The sequence below is a fragment of the Arthrobacter rhombi genome, assembly GCF_039526245.1.
GTDB lineage: Bacteria > Actinomycetota > Actinomycetes > Actinomycetales > Micrococcaceae > Arthrobacter_H > Arthrobacter_H rhombi.
In genome coordinates, this window is the sequence record NZ_BAAAIV010000009.1 from 1 (window position 1) to 14673 (window position 14673).

General features: G+C 65.7%; 13 protein-coding genes. 4 read left to right on the forward strand and 9 right to left on the reverse strand.

The features are described 5' to 3' along the window. Positions 1 to 68: 68 nt before the first annotated feature. The 6 genes from kce to ABD088_RS07530 all read right to left on the reverse strand — a co-directional run bounded on the left by kce (position 69) and on the right by ABD088_RS07530 (position 6681). Positions 69 to 1001 (reverse strand): 3,5-dioxohexanoate:acetyl-CoA acetone transferase, encoded by a 933-nt coding sequence (gene kce / locus ABD088_RS07505; RefSeq protein WP_343901185.1) that lies wholly within the window; start codon positions 999 to 1001, stop codon positions 69 to 71. Between the two features lie 51 nt (positions 1002 to 1052). Beyond that, a complete protein-coding gene (locus tag ABD088_RS07510; RefSeq protein WP_343901187.1) occupies positions 1053 to 1832 on the reverse strand; it encodes an SDR family oxidoreductase in 780 nt (259 codons plus the stop codon). A gap of 109 nt (positions 1833 to 1941) precedes the next feature. Further along, positions 1942 to 3237: an MFS transporter gene (locus ABD088_RS07515; protein WP_343901189.1), complete on the reverse strand. Its 1296-nt coding sequence runs from the start codon at positions 3235 to 3237 to the stop codon at positions 1942 to 1944. Positions 3238 to 3304: 67 nt separating this feature from the next. Continuing rightward, positions 3305 to 4612, reverse strand: a complete 1308-nt coding sequence (locus ABD088_RS07520) for an MFS transporter (RefSeq protein ID WP_343901190.1) — start codon at positions 4610 to 4612, stop codon at positions 3305 to 3307. A gap of 41 nt (positions 4613 to 4653) precedes the next feature. Further along, complete coding sequence (locus ABD088_RS07525; protein ID WP_343901192.1) at positions 4654 to 5544, reverse strand: SMP-30/gluconolactonase/LRE family protein; 891 nt, start codon at positions 5542 to 5544, stop codon at positions 4654 to 4656. Between the two features lie 60 nt (positions 5545 to 5604). Then, positions 5605 to 6681, reverse strand: coding sequence for a LacI family DNA-binding transcriptional regulator (locus ABD088_RS07530; RefSeq protein WP_343901193.1), 1077 nt, complete (start codon positions 6679 to 6681; stop codon positions 5605 to 5607). A gap of 269 nt (positions 6682 to 6950) precedes the next feature. Between ABD088_RS07530 and ABD088_RS07535 the strand changes: the two genes are divergently transcribed. After that, positions 6951 to 8342 (forward strand): MFS transporter, encoded by a 1392-nt coding sequence (locus ABD088_RS07535; RefSeq protein WP_343901194.1) that lies wholly within the window; start codon positions 6951 to 6953, stop codon positions 8340 to 8342. A gap of 24 nt (positions 8343 to 8366) precedes the next feature. On the opposite strand, the gene ABD088_RS07540 is transcribed toward ABD088_RS07535, so the two are convergent. Next, positions 8367 to 9029 carry a TetR/AcrR family transcriptional regulator gene (locus ABD088_RS07540; RefSeq protein WP_343901196.1) on the reverse strand — a complete coding sequence of 221 codons (663 nt, stop codon included), beginning with the start codon at positions 9027 to 9029 and terminating at the stop codon, positions 8367 to 8369. A 131-nt stretch (positions 9030 to 9160) separates the two neighbouring features. Here ABD088_RS07540 and ABD088_RS07545 point away from each other — a divergent pair, with 131 nt between their 5' ends. After that, on the forward strand, positions 9161 to 9778 hold the full coding sequence (locus ABD088_RS07545; protein ID WP_343901197.1) for an NADPH-dependent F420 reductase: 618 nt from the start codon (positions 9161 to 9163) through the stop codon (positions 9776 to 9778). Positions 9779 to 9886: 108 nt separating this feature from the next. On the opposite strand, the gene ABD088_RS07550 is transcribed toward ABD088_RS07545, so the two are convergent. Together ABD088_RS07550 and ABD088_RS07555 are read right to left on the reverse strand one after the other, a co-directional pair. Next, the gene (locus ABD088_RS07550; RefSeq protein ID WP_343901198.1) at positions 9887 to 10675 is read right to left on the reverse strand and encodes an acetoin reductase; all 789 of its coding nucleotides are present in this window, start codon (positions 10673 to 10675) and stop codon (positions 9887 to 9889) included. 174 nt (positions 10676 to 10849) lie between these two features. Then, positions 10850 to 11488 carry an MBL fold metallo-hydrolase gene (locus ABD088_RS07555; protein ID WP_343901199.1) on the reverse strand — a complete coding sequence of 213 codons (639 nt, stop codon included), beginning with the start codon at positions 11486 to 11488 and terminating at the stop codon, positions 10850 to 10852. A gap of 176 nt (positions 11489 to 11664) precedes the next feature. Between ABD088_RS07555 and ABD088_RS07560 the strand changes: the two genes are divergently transcribed. Both ABD088_RS07560 and ABD088_RS07565 read left to right on the forward strand, forming a co-directional pair. Continuing rightward, complete coding sequence (locus ABD088_RS07560) at positions 11665 to 12243, forward strand: hypothetical protein (protein ID WP_343901200.1); 579 nt, start codon at positions 11665 to 11667, stop codon at positions 12241 to 12243. Then, positions 12240 to 13838 (forward strand): GMC family oxidoreductase, encoded by a 1599-nt coding sequence (locus tag ABD088_RS07565; RefSeq protein WP_343901201.1) that lies wholly within the window; start codon positions 12240 to 12242, stop codon positions 13836 to 13838. The genes ABD088_RS07560 and ABD088_RS07565 overlap by 4 nt, the downstream gene beginning before the upstream one ends. Positions 13839 to 14673: the final 835 nt, after the last annotated feature.

Here is a 14673-nt window from a genome sequence, read left to right on the forward strand (position 1 = left end):
CGAAGAACCATCCCCGATATCAGCCACGGCCTCCGCCGCCGACGCGACACTCTTATCCATTGCCATGCCTAGAAGCCCACCTTGTCAGCGCCCTTGAGCTCGAGCATCTCCCGAGCCTCGTCCGGGGTGGCGACCTCGAAGTTCAGCGCCTCCAGGATCGTACGGATCCGCGTCACTTGTTCTGCGTTGGAGGCGGCCAGTTGTCCTGGTCCGATCCACAATGAATCCTCAAGTCCCACCCGGACATGCGAGCCCATGGCCGCGCCGATGGTCGCCAGCGGCATCTGGTTCTTGCCGGCGCCGAGGATGGACCACTGGTAGTCGTCACCCAGCAGCCGGTCGGCGGTACGTCGCATATGCATCAAATCCTCCGGGTGGGCGCCGATGCCACCCAGCAGGCCGAAGACCGACTGCACGAAGAGGGGCCCGTGTGCCAGTCCTCGGCCGTGGAAGTGGGCCAAGTTGTTCAGGTGGGAGATGTCGTAGCACTCGAACTCGAACCGAGTGTCGTTGGAGTTGCCGATGCCCAGGATGGTCTCGATGTCCGCGAACGTGTTCTTGAAGACCAGATCGCGAGACTTCTCCAGCCCCTCTCGCTCCCACTCGTGCCGGAACTCCGGGTAGCGGTCCAGCATCGGGTAGAGCCCGAAGTTCATTGACCCCATGTTGAGGGACGCCAGCTCGGGCTTGAACGTGGCGACCGGGAGCATGCGTTCCTCGACGCTCATGTGAGGGGAGCCACCGGTGGTGATGTTGATGATTGCGTTGGTGTTGGCCTTGAGCTTCTCCAGGATCGGTTCGAAGTGCTTCGGATCCTGCGAGGGGCGCCCGTCCTGAGGGTCGCGCGCGTGCATGTGAACGATGGCCGCGCCTGCTTGCGCTGCTCCGATGGCTGCATCGGCGATCTCGTCTGCCGAGATGGGCAGGTGGGGGGACATGGTGGGGGTATGGATGGCGCCGGTGACGGCTGAAGTGATAATGACTTTGCGCTTGGAGGCCATGGTGGATCCTTTGGGTTTGTGCGGTGGGGCTGTAAGGGGTTCGGGCCCGGTTTAGTAGAGCTTTTCGGTGTTGCCATCCACGGCCATCGCCTGACCGTTGACGCTGCGCGCCAGGTCGCTGGCCAGGAACGCGGCCATGTCGGCGATGTCGGACGCCTCGACCAATCGGTTCAGTGACGACTGCCGGTGATAGAGATCGGAGACTTCCGCCACCGGCCGGCCCAGCATGGCGGCCTTGGCGTCGATGACCGCATCGATGCGTGGACCGTTGACGGCGCCGGGGCAGATCGCGTTGACGCGGATGCCGTCTTCGCCGAGTTCTATCGCCAGGGTCTTGGTGAGACCAACGACAGCCCATTTGGAGGCGGAGTACGGGCTTCGCCCCGCCATGCCCAGGCGGCCGGCTGCGGAGGAGAGGTTCACGATCACACCATTCTCGGCCGTCCGGAGGAGTGGGAGAGCGTGCTTGATGCAGTAGAACTGCCCGTGGATGTTCACGTCGAACGTCATCTTCCAGGCGTCCGCATCGAGCGTTTCGATCGGCCCGGTGGGTCCGGCGATCCCGGCGTTGTTGACCAGCACGTCCAACCCGCCCAGTTCGGCGGAAACGGTGTCCATCAGCGCACGGACCTGGTCCTCGTGGGAAACGTCGCTCACGGCAGCGGCGAAGCCGGCCGTGCGAGCAGATTTGACGGCCGCCTCATTGATGTCGGTGACGAACACGGCCGCGCCGAGTTCTTGGAACCGGGTGGCGATGGCCAGCCCGATACCGGCGGCGCCTGCGGTGACGAGGACCTTGCGGTCGGTGTAGTTCAGTCCGGTGGAATCCACGGGTGATGCTCCTTCGCGATGGATGGTGGTTGCAACTGGTGATGCCGGGAGGTGAACGAGGCCGGAAGCTTGGCTCCGGCGTCGTGCACCTGCCTGGAAGGTGCCGGCGCTAGTGCCCGGCGACGGTGGCCTTGGTCGGGTCCTCGATGCCGCGCTTGAGCCAACGGGTGAGGATCGCACCGATCGCGCACATCGCGACGATGAACCAGAGGCCCGCGAACTTGGACCCGGTGGCGTCCTCCATGAAGCCCATGACGTAGGGGCCGAGGAAGCCGCCGAACAGGCCCACGGTATTCACGAAGGCGATACCGCCCGCCAAAGCCGCTCCGGAGAGCCGGGTGGCGGGGTAGGTGAAGAGGATCGGCTGCAGGGCAAAGAAGTTGAACGCGGCCAGGCAGAAGCCGATCAGGCCCAGCACCGGGCCGCCGATCGCGCCGAGTGTGAAGCCGGCGACGATGCCCACCATCGTGCATGTGGCGATCAGCCGGGAGCGGGTGGCGTTGGTGGCCAGGCGGGGGAGCAGCAGGGCACCGGCGGCGGAGAAGATCCACGGAATGGCGGTGAGCAGGCCGATCTGGATGGTGCTCAGTTCGCCGTACGTGCCGATAATCGAGGGCAGGAAGAAGCTCAGCGCGTACACGGCGATCTGGTGGGTGAAGTAGATGGCCACGACCAGCAGGATCTGCTTGTCCTTGAGCACGTGGCGCAGCTTCGAATTCCCGGAGGCCTCGGCACCGGCTTTCTCCTCGACGGCGATGCGGGACTCGAGGTCCTCGGCCTCGGCACGGGTGAGGAACTTCGCGTCTGTGGGCTTGTTGGGTAGGAACTTCCAGACGATGAACGCCAGGACGCAGGCGGGCAGGCCCTCGATGACGAACATCCACTGCCAGCCATGCAGCCCGCCCATGCCATCAAGAGTCAACAGCACGCCGCCGAGCGGGGCACCGATGATGTTGGCCAGCGAGACCCCGAGCAGGAACATGCCGTTGGCCTTGGCGCGGTCGTTGGCCACGAACCACTGGGTGAGGAAATAGATGACGCCGGGGAAGAGCCCGGCCTCGGCGATGCCGAGGAGCATGCGAAGGATGTAAAAGGACCATTCGCCCTGAACGAGGGCCATGCAGGCCGAGAGGATGCCCCAGGTGATCATGATGCGCATGATCCAGAAGCGGGCGCCGACCTTGTGCATGATCAGGTTGGACGGGATCTCGGAGAGGGCGTAGGTCAGGAAGAACAGCCCGGCGCCCACGCCGTAGGCGGTGGCGGAGATGCCGAGGTCGATCTCCATGCGGTCCTTGGCCATGCCGATGTTCGTGCGGTCCAGGAACGCCATGACGTACGCGGCGATCAGCAGCGGCATGATGCGCCGGAAGATGAGCTTGTTGACGATGTGCGGTGGCCTCATTGCCGTCGCTTTCGTGGGTATGGACATGACTGCCTTCTGGTTGATGGGTGTGCGGGTGTGGTGCAAATCAGGCCACTGGTAGGTGTTCCTGCTTCGGCTCCTGCGTTCGTGAGTCACTGCGTGCGAATAGCTGCAGAACGACGCCGAGAAGGGCAAACGCTGCCATGGCTAGGAAGCAGACGACGTAACCCGTGCGTTGTTCCCAGCCGCCGCCCAGCGTGATCAGTTGTCCCATGAGGACGGGGGCGATGCCCCCACCGATGAACATGGCGGTTGTGACGATGCCGTTGGCGGTGGATGTTGCCCCTTCTGGGGCGGCATCCGAGGCAGCCGCGTAGTAGATAGGCCAGACGGCGTTAGCCACCAAGCCGAACGCGAGTTGGATGACGACGACCAGCAGCGAGGACGTCGCGAAGTAGAACGCGGCGACAGAAGCCGCCATCCATACGCCGCAGATGACGATGGTGATCTTGCGCCCGATGACATCCGAGAGGGTGGGCCAGATGATCTGGCCCAAGATGCCAGTCAGGGCGAAGACGACGCTCAGGCCCGCAGAAGCCGCCAGTGAGAGGCCGACTACGTTGAAGAGATAGGCGGGCAGGACCATGTTGATGCCCATGTACACGATCTGAGTCAGCATAGTTGTCCCAGCCGTCAGCGTGATGTTGCGTTCGCGTAGCGTCTTCTTCAGCAGGCCCTTGGGGCGGGCTGCCTGCGAATCAGCGAGGTCCGGCGGGGTGAGGCCGTGTGCCTCCATATCGGCGTAGAGCGCCTGCATTTTGTCTGGCGTCGAGTATTTTCCCCAGAACAGCATCAGCGGTACGGCGATGATCAGGGCTAGGAACAGGGCATAGGACCAGTTCTCGGGACCGAAGGTTGTGATGACCAAGGCGGCGAGAAGGCCGGAGAGAAGGGAACCGATCGGGTACCCGGTGTGGTGTGCACCGAGCGCGAAGCCGCGGCGTTCCTTGGGCCACCATTCGGCAGTGTTGCTCACGCCCACCGGCTCGCCCCAGCCGGCGCCGAGGTTGACGCCTACTCGGAGCGCGACGAACGCGACGATGTTGTGGCTGACGAATTTGAAGCCGGAGAGGAAGGACAACGCTGTGTAGCCGATGACAAGCGGGACCTGGAAGCGAGCGCGTTTCCAGCCGCCGCCGTACTTGTCGCTCATGGCCGACCCAGGGATAGCCATGACGGCCAGAGCCAGCATCACGACCGAGGCGATGCCGCCCCACGCCTCTGGGGAGAGGTCGAAGGTTTCAGAGATGGTCGGCCCCAGGCGCAGTATGATTTCTCGGTCGTAGGCGTTGAGGATCCAGATAAGCCAGCAGACCATCAGGGACACCCAGGAGTACTTGTGGATGGACTTCATGGACAGTCGGGTACGGTTCGAGGACATGATGGGCTTTCTGCTTATGCGCCGAAGCGGGGTTCGGGGAGGCCGCGGACGCCGAGACCGGAAATGGCGAAGAGGGAACCGCGTAGCTGGCCGTCTTCGGGGAAACGGGGCAGTGGCGGCTTCGCCATGGACGTGATGAACAGCGTGTCCATTTCAGGGCCGCCGAACGCGAGGCTGGTGACCTTCAGGACGGGAGTTTCGACGATGCGGTCCACTGAACCATCCGGCGCATAGCGGATGATCTTTCCGCCGTAGACAAGTGCCTGCCACAGGTATCCGTCGGCGTCCACGGTCGCGCCGTCGGCGGCACCTCCGGTGCTCGTGTCCACGGTGGCGAAGGTCCGGCGGTTGGCGGCCTCGCCGGTTGCGGGGTCGTAGTCGTAGGACCAGATCAGGCCGGTCCAGGTGTCGCTGAAATAGAGGGTTCGTCCATCCGGGCTGAAGCAGGGTCCGTTGGAGACGACGATGCCTTCGTCGAGGGTGTTCAGCTGCCCTTCCGGGGTGTAGCTATAGAGCCGGCCGCTGGCCTGTTCTTCCAAGGTGTCCATGGAGCCGAAGACGAAGCGGCCCTGCCGGTCGACCTTGCCGTCGTTCAGACGGTTGTTCGGAAGGTAAGGCTCCGGGTCCACGAGGAGTTCCTGCTCGCCGCTGGAGGCATCGATCCGATGCAAACCACTTTTCAGCGCAGCCAGGAAATAACTGCCATCCCGGGAGACAGCCATGGATCCGATGGGTTCGCCGAGGTGCCAGGAGCGCAGCTCGCGACCGTCGTGGGTTGACCGGAAGATGCGCCCATCGGCGCTGTCGATCCAGTGCAATCGCTGGGATTCAGCGTCCCAAACCGGGCCTTCACCTAGCGTCGTCTTGACGTCGAGCAGCACCTCGATGTGCGGTGATTTGAGCATGGCGAAAGAGCCCTTCTGCGGGTGGGACGTACGTGGAAAGTGGAGTTTGTTGTGGCGCGGTTATGTAGTCGGCGGGTCAGGTGGGCAACCGCAGGTGGTACCCACGTGGATGCGGTGCTCGCAGACAGTGTGTGCGTAGGTGGTGCGCGGGGTGGTGATTTGGTTGAGAAGGAGTTCGAAGGCCCGCTCGGCCATGGTCTTGACCGGCTGGACGATGGTGGTCATTCGGATCAGTCGGGAGCGGCTGTGCGGCAGCCCGTCGCTGCCGACGACGGCGAGGTCCTCGGGGATGCGGAGGCCGAGTGCGAGGGCGTGTTCCATGACGCCGATGGCGATCTCGTCGGAGCCGCAGACGATAGCCCGCGGGGGAGTGGGGGAGCCGAGCAACTTCTCGGCGGCGACCATGCCGCCGTCGGAATTGAGCCGGGTGCTGATCTTGCGCTCGCCGGAGATGACAACGCCGGCCGCGGCTGCTGTGCGCACGAATGCTTGCTCGCGGGCGAGCGATGCGGTGGAGAAGCGCGGGCCGATTACCGTCGCGATCTCGGTATATCCGTGGGCGAGGATGTGGGACATCAGGGCGGAGGCTGCGGCATCGTCGTCGATGCCGACAAAGTCGCCGGGGATATGCTCCGAACGACGGGAGAGGTAGACATACGGGATGTGCTTCTGACGCAAGGTGCGCAGGGCGCGCGAGTCCTCACGCAGTGCTGCGGCGATGATGACCCCGTCGACGTTCCGCGCTGCCAGCGTCGAGGCGACCTGGGCCAGGGATTCCGCGTCGTCCTGTGTGGTGGCAACAAAAACCTCAAAGCCCTCGGCGGCGGTGGCGGTGATGATGTGCTGGGCCCACCCGGTGTACATCTGGTTCACGATGTTCGGCAGGATCAACCCCACGACACGGGTGAGTTGCGGGTCGGGAAGCCGGCCGTGCGTCGATGGGCGGTAGCCCAGCTCGTTGGCGACTTTGACAATGTGTCTCCTGGTGTCGGCTGAAACACCGGGTTGGCCGTTCATCACGTAGCTGACGGTCGCAGCGGAAACGCCACAGGCTCGGGCCACAGAAGCCGCGGAGACCCGCGTCGGACGAGCGGCCGCTTCTCCGGGTGCAAGGACGGTACCGGCTGCGTTCGACATGGCTTCTCCTTCCGTACGGGCTTCTGGAGTGATCGAGGTATCCCGTCACTGTGATGTCTATTACAGGTGGCGATTCAACAATTAAGCAACGTTAAGTTCTCTCGCTCAAATCGTCTTAAGGAATTTTGGACAGATGTGGATCGCCAAACGCTTCACCTTGCAAGGAGCTTGGCCCTCATCGCGTGGGAGCATCTCGCGCACGCGCCTTGCGCTAGCGTGGGAGCGGCGGGGGAGCCCCGCCGTCGTGCATCACCAGACCCGGAGGTTACGTGGAGCAGCCCGAACCGCCGGCATGGAACCGCAAGCTGGCGTTGCTCGTGGCGTGCACGATGTTCATGGAGATCCTCGACGGGAACATCCTGGTCACCGCGGCCCCGCAGATGGCCCGCGACTTCGGGGTCACCAGTGCCCAGCTGGGGCTGGCGATCACCGCCTACCTGATCACGGTCGCCACCTTCATCCCCGTCGGCGGGTGGCTGGTCTCGCGGTTCGGGGCGCGGCGCGTGTTCTGCACCGCGATCGTGCTGTTCACGTTGGCCTCGGTGCTCTGCGCCGCCAGCCCGGGCCTGGGCCTGTTGGTGGCCGGGCGGATCCTGCAGGGCCTCGGCGGCGCGATGATGGTGCCGGTCGGGCAACTGGTGGTCCTGCGGGCCACCGACAAGGCCGACCTGATGCGCGCGATCGCCTACATCACGTGGCCAGCCCTGCTCGCACCCGTGCTGGCGCCGGTCCTCGGCGGCGTGCTGACCGAGTACGCCAGCTGGCACTGGATCTTCCTGATCAACGTCCCGCTGGGCCTGTTTGCGCTGGCTGCCGCGCTGCGGCTGGTGCAGGACCGGGACACCGAACGACGACGGCTCGACCTCCCCGGCCTGGTTCTGGTGGTCTTCGGGGTCGGCGGGGTGCTCGCGGGGATGGAACTGGCCACCAGTGCCCGGCACCCGATGGTGGCCGTGGTGGTGTTGGTTGCAGCGATGGCCACGCTGGGGTTCGCCGTCCGCTGGCTGTTGCGTGCGCCCGAGCCCCTGCTGGACCTGCGCGTCTTCCGGGTCGCGACCTTCCGTGTGGCGAACTCCGGCGGGTTCGTCTACCGGGCCGTGGTGAATTCGGTCCCGTTCCTGCTGCCGCTGATGTTCCAGGACGGCTTCGGGTGGTCCCCGGTCACCGCAGGGCTGTTGGTCATGTGCGTGTTCGTCGGCAACGTGGGGATCAAGCCCACGACGACGCCCCTGATGCGCCGCTTCGGTTTCCGTCCCGTGCTGCTGGGATCCGTGGGCGCCGGCGGGGTCCTCATCGCCTCCTTCGCACTGCTGGATCCGGGGACGCCGATGGCGGTCATCGCGGTGTTGCTGGTGGCCAGCGGAGCGCTGCGCTCGATCGGCTTCACTGCCTTTAATTCGTTGCAGTTTGCCGACGTCGAGGCGCCGGCGATGACCTCGGCGAACACGTTGTCCTCCACGGTGTCCCAGCTGGCCTCCGGGCTGGGGGTGGCCGTGTCAGCGCTGCTGCTGCAGGTTGCTGCCGGGGCCGATGGGCTGCCGTCCGGTGGACTGGTGAAGTACCAGCTGGCGTTTGTGGTGATGGCGCTGTTCACACTGTTGCCGCTAGTCGGCGCGCTGCGGATGGAGCGCGGGGCCGCCGCTCACGTTGCCGGGAGGTAGGGGCCCGGACGCCTCGGACCGCCCCTAGTTCGGTTCGCTGAGATGGACCATGGCCGCGTAGAGCTGCTCGTCCGTCATCGGTGGTTCGGGGATCGGATGGGCCCGCTCGGCCCGGTAGGCGTCGAGCATCAGGTAGAGGTGACGCCGCCACGCGTTGGGTGCCGCGGTGCGGGTGGCGTCGATCATCCGGCCGTTGGACCAGATGAGGTTGACGATGTCGGCCTGGGTGATATCCGGGCGGACCGCGCCAGCCTCCTGGGCCCGGGTGAGAACGTCCTCGATGTGCCGGCACATCTGGTCGTGGATGTGCTCGGTGTCGGCGCTTTCGGGGAAGCGCCGGGACAGGAAGTCGTTGAATCCCCGGTCCCCGGCCTGCACGGTGAAGAGGTTTTCCAGATAGTAGACGAATCCCTCCCACGGATCGTCCATCTCCTGGGCCTTGATGGCGCCTTCGAGGAACTCCCGGAGGCGGGGCGTGAAGGCGGCGATGAGCAGGTCCAAGCGTGTGGGGAAGTGGCGATACAGCGTGCCGATGGCGACGCCGGCATCGCGTGCGATCTTCTCCAGGGAGGCGTCCACGCCGTGTGCGGCAAACCCGCGCTGCGCCGCGGCGATGAGTTTGTCGCGGCGCTCCTGGGCATCGCGGCGCCGGGGCATCCTCACCTGCTTCACGTCGCTCCGGCTCATGTTCTTCACCCTACCGCCGATGAGGCACCCCTCCGGAATAAAGTGAGGCATGCCTCCGGTTACAAGAACATCAACGCCGGAGGGGTGCCTCACCTGGACACCCCGGACCATCACCCAGTAGGAGACACATCATGAGCACCATCACCATCATTGGTTCGGGGAACATGGCCACCGCCATCGGCACCCGGGCCGCGAAGCATGGCCACGCCGTCGAGCTCATGAGCCGCGACGCCGCCAAGGCCCAGTCGCTGGCCGACCAGATCGGCAGCGGAGCCACCGTCGGCACGTTCGGTGCCAAGCCGGCAGGTGACATCGTCATCGTCGCGGTCCTGCATGCCGGGGCAGTCGACGCCGTCACCCGCTTCGGTGATGCGCTGGCCGGCAAGATCATCGTCGACATCACCAATCCGTTCAACACCGATGCCAGCGGACTCACGACCACCGATGGCGACTCGGCGGCCCAGCAGATCGCCGCCGCCGTCCCCGAGAGTGCGCGCGTCGTGAAGGCGTTCAACACGATCTTCGGTGGCGTCTTGGCCAAGGACCAGCCATTGGAGGGCTTCTTCGCCGGCGATAGCGCCGAAGCGAAGGCGAGCGTCGGAGCATTCCTGGAGAGCCTGGACATGCGTCCCCGCGACGCCGGAGGGCTGCGGATGGCCGCGGCCCTCGAGTGGGCTGGACTCCTCCTGGTCGGGGTGGCCAGCAACGGTGCAGGCTTCGACGTCGCGCTGGGAGTCGACGCCCGCTGACGGAGCATCCGGGGCCGGGTCGGTCGTTGGGGGCGACCGACCCGGCCCCGGCATTCGACGGTGCACTGATCGTCTGAGTCGATCGGACCACATTCCGGACGCGGGAACTCAGGAGAAGTTGATGCCCCCGTCGATCAGCACGGTCTGCCCGGTCATGTGGTCCGAATCCGGTCCTGCCAGGTAGGAGACGAGTTTGGCCACGTCTTCCGGTTCGGAGACCCTTCCGGCCAGGATGTTGTCCACCTGGGCCTGTAGGGCGCTGCCGCGCGGAGTGCCATCGCGGGCGGTGAGCTTCTCGTCGATGAGGTCCCACATGGCAGTGCCCACGACGCCGGGCGCGTACGCGTTCACGGTGATGTTGTGCTTCGCGAATTCCATCGCTGCGGCCTGCGTCAGGCCGCGCACGGCCCACTTGGTGGCCGAGTAGGACGCCAATACGGGGAAGGGGCGGTAGGCGACGATCGAGGCGGCAGCGATGATCTTCCCGCTGGTCCCCTGGGCGATGAACCGACGGGCCGCCGCCTGGTACGAGTAGTAGACGCCCTTGATGTTGACGTCGATGATGCGGTCCAGGGCTTCTGGCTCGACGTCGAGGATCTCGTCGACCTGCGCGATGCCGGCGTTGGCGATGAACACGTCCAGGTCTCCGAGTGCGTCGGTGCCCTCCTGGATCATGCGCTCCACGTCTGCGGGCTTGGAGACGTCGCCGGTGACGCCCACGGCACGTTGTCCGCGCTGCTCCACGGCGGCGACCACCGCGTCGATGTTCTCCTGGGCTCCCGGGACGTCGGCGATGATGATGTCCTGGCCGTCGTCGGCCAGACGTTCGGCGATGGCGCGGCCGATGCCGCGACCGGCTCCGGTGATGAGGGCGACGCGTGAAGTGGATGCTGCCATGGTGGTTCCTCCTGGTGGCGGCCGCTCGGGCTGGGGCGACTCTGGGACGTTCGTGGAGCCCGATGCCACCAGCCTGTGCCCCGGATCACGTTCGGGGGCAGCCCCGGTATCGCAGAGCGAGAAAGCGGGCCCCGCCGTCGTCCCGGGTGTTCCGCCCGAAGGGGAGGGTCCGCGTTACCAGCCGCGCTCGCGCCACTCCTGCAGGTGCGGCCGTTCGGCTCCCAGCGTCGTGCCGTCGCCATGGCCGGGGTGGACGATCGTGTCGTCGGGCAGGACGTCGAAGACCCGCTCGGTGACGTCGGCGATGAGCGAGGCAAAATTCCCGGAATCGCCGAAGGTGTTGCCGACCCCGCCGGGGAAGAGCGAGTCGCCGGTGAACAGGTGCGCGGGCCCTGAGGGGTCGCGGTAGAGCAGGGCGACCGAGCCGGGGGTGTGTCCGCGCAGCTTGATGACCTCCAGTGCCGGGGCTCCGGCGATGTCCAGCGGGCCGGCCTCCAGCGGATGATCGGTGGGCACCTCGATGTCCGCCACGTCCTCGAGGCCGGCGGCGGTTTGGGCGCCGGTGTCCCGGACCAGCTCGTCGAGCGCCCGGACGTGGTCCCAGTGCGAGTGCGTGGTCACGATGCAGGCCACCCGGGTCGGCTCCGCTGAGTCGGCGCGCGCCTCGTCGAGCATCGCCCGGATGGCGTCGGGGTCGTCCGCGGCGTCGATGAGCAGCTGGACGCCGGTGGTCTTGGAGGTCAGCAGGTACACGTTGTTCGCCATCTCGCTGACCGAGCGGCTGCGGATGGTGATGTCGTCGAGGTCGATCATGGTTTCAGGCTATGCGACGGGCCGGGGCGCGTGCACCGGCATTCTCACCAGCCGATAACCAGGGTTGGCGTGCATGTGATCCGGGGCACAGACTGCTGGTATGGCTTCCCGGCCGCGATGTCCCCCTGTCGCGGCCGGGGACCACGACGTGACCGCTACCAACCGAGGTGACAACGATGGCGTTTCCCGCAAAATACCCGGAGCTGAACGCGCTGGAGCTCTCCGACGAGGCGCGCCGGATCCTGACCCGGATCATCCGGGTCGCGTTCCCGCACCCGCAGTTCCCCGACGGCCCCTACGAGCGCATGACCTCCAAGATCATCGAGGCCTCCGAGGAGTCGCGCTGGTTCCGCATGGCGTTGACGCAGGGCCTGATGACCCTGGACACGCTCACCGAGGAGCACTTCCTCGATTTGCCCGAGGACCGGGCGCTCGCCGTGCTCAAGCGCATCGCCGACCTGGAGTTCTTCGGCTTCATCCGGCGCACCGTCGTGCTGAACCTCTACGACGACCCCGAGGTCCACGAGGCGCTGGGCTACGAGGGCGAATCGTTCTCGAAGGGCGGGTACATCAACCGTGGCTTCAACGACCTCGCCTGGTTGCCGGACCCGCGGATCGAGGAGAGCAGCGAGACGCTGACCGAGGTCGGCCCGCTGCCCTACGCGGTGGCGCCCTGCGCGCCGGCCGAGGGCATCGAGCCCGTCGGCGACGTCTTCAAGGGAACCGGAACCGTCCAGGAAGGACAGACACGATGAGCAGCAGCCAGACGAACGAGCAGATCTCGGCACGTTTCGAGTACGACGACGATTCGGCAGTGGTGGTCATCGGCTCCGGCGCCGGCGGCGGCACCCTGGCCCACGAACTGGTCGGGAAGGGCATCAAGGTGGTCCTGCTGGAGGCCGGACCGTACCTGAAGAACGAGGATTACGAGCAGGACGAATGGGCGGCCTTCAACCAGATGGCCTGGTTGGACCCGCGCACCACCTCCGGATCCTGGCGGGTCGCCCGCGACTTCCCGAACCTGCCGGCCTGGATCGTCAAGGCCGTCGGCGGGACCACCACCCACTGGTCCGGTGCCACCCCGCGGTTCAAGGCGCACGAGTTCAAGGCGCGCAGCACCTACGGGCGCATCGACGGGGCGAACCTGCTGGACTGGCCCATCACCCTGGCGGACCTGGAGCCCTACTACGACCGGGCCGAACAGAAGATGGGCAGCACCCACCGGCACGGCCGACCGCCGCTGCCGGCGAACAACAACTACAAGGTCCTGGCCGCTGGCGCCGAACGCCTGGGCTACAAGCACTACTCCACCGGCCCCTACGCCACGAACGCCGAACCGTACGACGGCCGGCCGGCCTCCATCCAAGACGGGTTCAACTTCCAGGGCGACAAGAACAAGTCCAAATGGTCCACGATGGTGTCGGAGATCCCCAAGTCCCTGAAGACCGGGTTGTTGGATCTCCGCCCGGAATCCCACGCCATCCAGGTCACCCACACCGCCGAGGGCAAGGCCGACGGCGTCATCTACATCGACGCCGACGGCAACGTCCAACGGCAGAAGGCGCGCATCGTCGCCGTCGCCGGCAACTCCATCGAGACCCCCCGCCTGCTGATGCTCTCCGCCTCCCCGCTCTTCCCGGATGGGCTGGCCAACTCCTCGGGCCAGCTGGGCCGCAACTACATGCGCCACACCACCGGCTCGGTATACGCCAAGTTCGATCAGCCCGTGAACATGTACCGCGGCGAGACCATGGCCGGGCTGATCGCCGACGAATCCCGCCACGATGTGGAGCGCGGATTCGCCGGCGGCTACTACTTGGAGACCATCTCGCTGGGCCCGGCGTTCCTGGCCAGCTTCGTGGACCCCGGTGCCTGGGGCCCGGACTTCACCGCGCTGCTGGACGACTACGTCAACACCGCAGGCCTCTGGGTCATCGGGGAGGACATGCCGCAGGAGTCGAACCGGATCACGCTGAACACCACGGTGACCGACCGGCTCGGGCTGCCGGTGCCCAACGTGCACTTCGATGACCACGTGAACGACGTGGCGATGCGCGACCACGGCTACCAGCAGGCATCGCGCCTCTATGAGGTCGTCGGCGCCACCTCGACGCACCACACCCCGCCCTACCCGTCCACCCACAACCTGGGCACGGCGCGGATGAGCGAACGCGCGGAGGACGGGGTCGTCAATGCCTACGGGCAGACCCACGACGTGCCGAACCTGTTCATCTCCGACGGCTCGCAGTTCACCACCGGTGCCGCGGCGAACCCGACCCTGACCATCGTCGCCCTGGCGATCCGGCAGGCGGAATACATCGCCGAGCAGCTGGCCAGCTCGGCACTCTAGAAGGGATCAACAGCGCACGACGACGGGGCTCGCCTGAGGCGGGCCCCGTCGTTCTGGTGCTACAACATCGGAGCGCGAAGGATGCGGGCGAAAATGAACGCTGATCTCCCTTGCGGCCGCCCTTCAGGTCCCGCCGAATGAGGCATACCTCGATCGACAGGCCATTCCCGAACCGCCACGAGCACGGGGGATTGATTGTTGTCTGTCCGTCCGGGTCGTAAACTAGTGCTTAGCTTCCATCCTGCGGGCTGGAAGAAGTGGAGCCAGGATCCCCGCCCTCGTGACGGGACCTGGCTTTCGCGTTTCTAGATGCCAAGGGGGATGGCGTTGATGTCTTGCTCAATGGCCGCGAGGTACTCGTCGTTGCCGGCGATCGCATCTCCGTATGCTCCGATGACCTGGTCGGCAATCCACAGCATCGGACCGATGAGCCCAACAGCCAGTGGACATGAACATCGATCGGGAGCGCTCTTGCGCCACGAAGACGGGATATGAGAGCGCGGTCGCGCCGGTTGAGGGAAGTTGTCCGGGCTTCAAGAAATAGGCTTTGCCCGCCTCTGTCTTCAACTTCCCAGCACAGCCGCTCAAGGCACTTGGCGCGAGCACGTTCTTGACGTTTGGGATCAAGGGGACTCGCAATGACGACTATGTGTTCCACATACCAGCTCAGCAATCGAGTTGACGGAGTGCAGTTTGCCTTTGTGCCCGAGTTCGCGCCAATGGAGTTTTGATGCGGAGGTGTGGAGGGCCCGCGTCGTTTCGCGTGCGAACTCTGCAGCGGCGGCATCAGCGAGCGTAGCCCCGAGCAGGTAGACAGGCGTCTCTACACCGACGG

Excerpts from the sequence above, each read along its gene's own strand:
- kce (WP_343901185.1), bottom strand. The coding sequence starts at position 1,001 with ATGGCCTCCAAGCGCAAAGTCATTATCACTTCAGCCGTCACCGGCGCC.
- ABD088_RS07515 (WP_343901189.1), bottom strand. The coding sequence starts at position 3,237 with ATGAGGCCACCGCACATCGTCAACAAGCTCATCTTCCGGCGCATCATG.
- ABD088_RS07520 (WP_343901190.1), bottom strand. The coding sequence starts at position 4,612 with ATGAAGTCCATCCACAAGTACTCCTGGGTGTCCCTGATGGTCTGCTGG.
- ABD088_RS07525 (WP_343901192.1), bottom strand. The coding sequence starts at position 5,544 with ATGCTCAAATCACCGCACATCGAGGTGCTGCTCGACGTCAAGACGACG.
- ABD088_RS07530 (WP_343901193.1), bottom strand. The coding sequence starts at position 6,681 with ATGTCGAACGCAGCCGGTACCGTCCTTGCACCCGGAGAAGCGGCCGCT.
- ABD088_RS07540 (WP_343901196.1), bottom strand. The coding sequence starts at position 9,029 with ATGAGCCGGAGCGACGTGAAGCAGGTGAGGATGCCCCGGCGCCGCGAT.
- ABD088_RS07545 (WP_343901197.1), top strand. The coding sequence starts at position 9,161 with ATGAGCACCATCACCATCATTGGTTCGGGGAACATGGCCACCGCCATC.
- ABD088_RS07550 (WP_343901198.1), bottom strand. The coding sequence starts at position 10,675 with ATGGCAGCATCCACTTCACGCGTCGCCCTCATCACCGGAGCCGGTCGC.
- ABD088_RS07555 (WP_343901199.1), bottom strand. The coding sequence starts at position 11,488 with ATGATCGACCTCGACGACATCACCATCCGCAGCCGCTCGGTCAGCGAG.
- ABD088_RS07560 (WP_343901200.1), top strand. The coding sequence starts at position 11,665 with ATGGCGTTTCCCGCAAAATACCCGGAGCTGAACGCGCTGGAGCTCTCC.
- ABD088_RS07565 (WP_343901201.1), top strand. The coding sequence starts at position 12,240 with ATGAGCAGCAGCCAGACGAACGAGCAGATCTCGGCACGTTTCGAGTAC.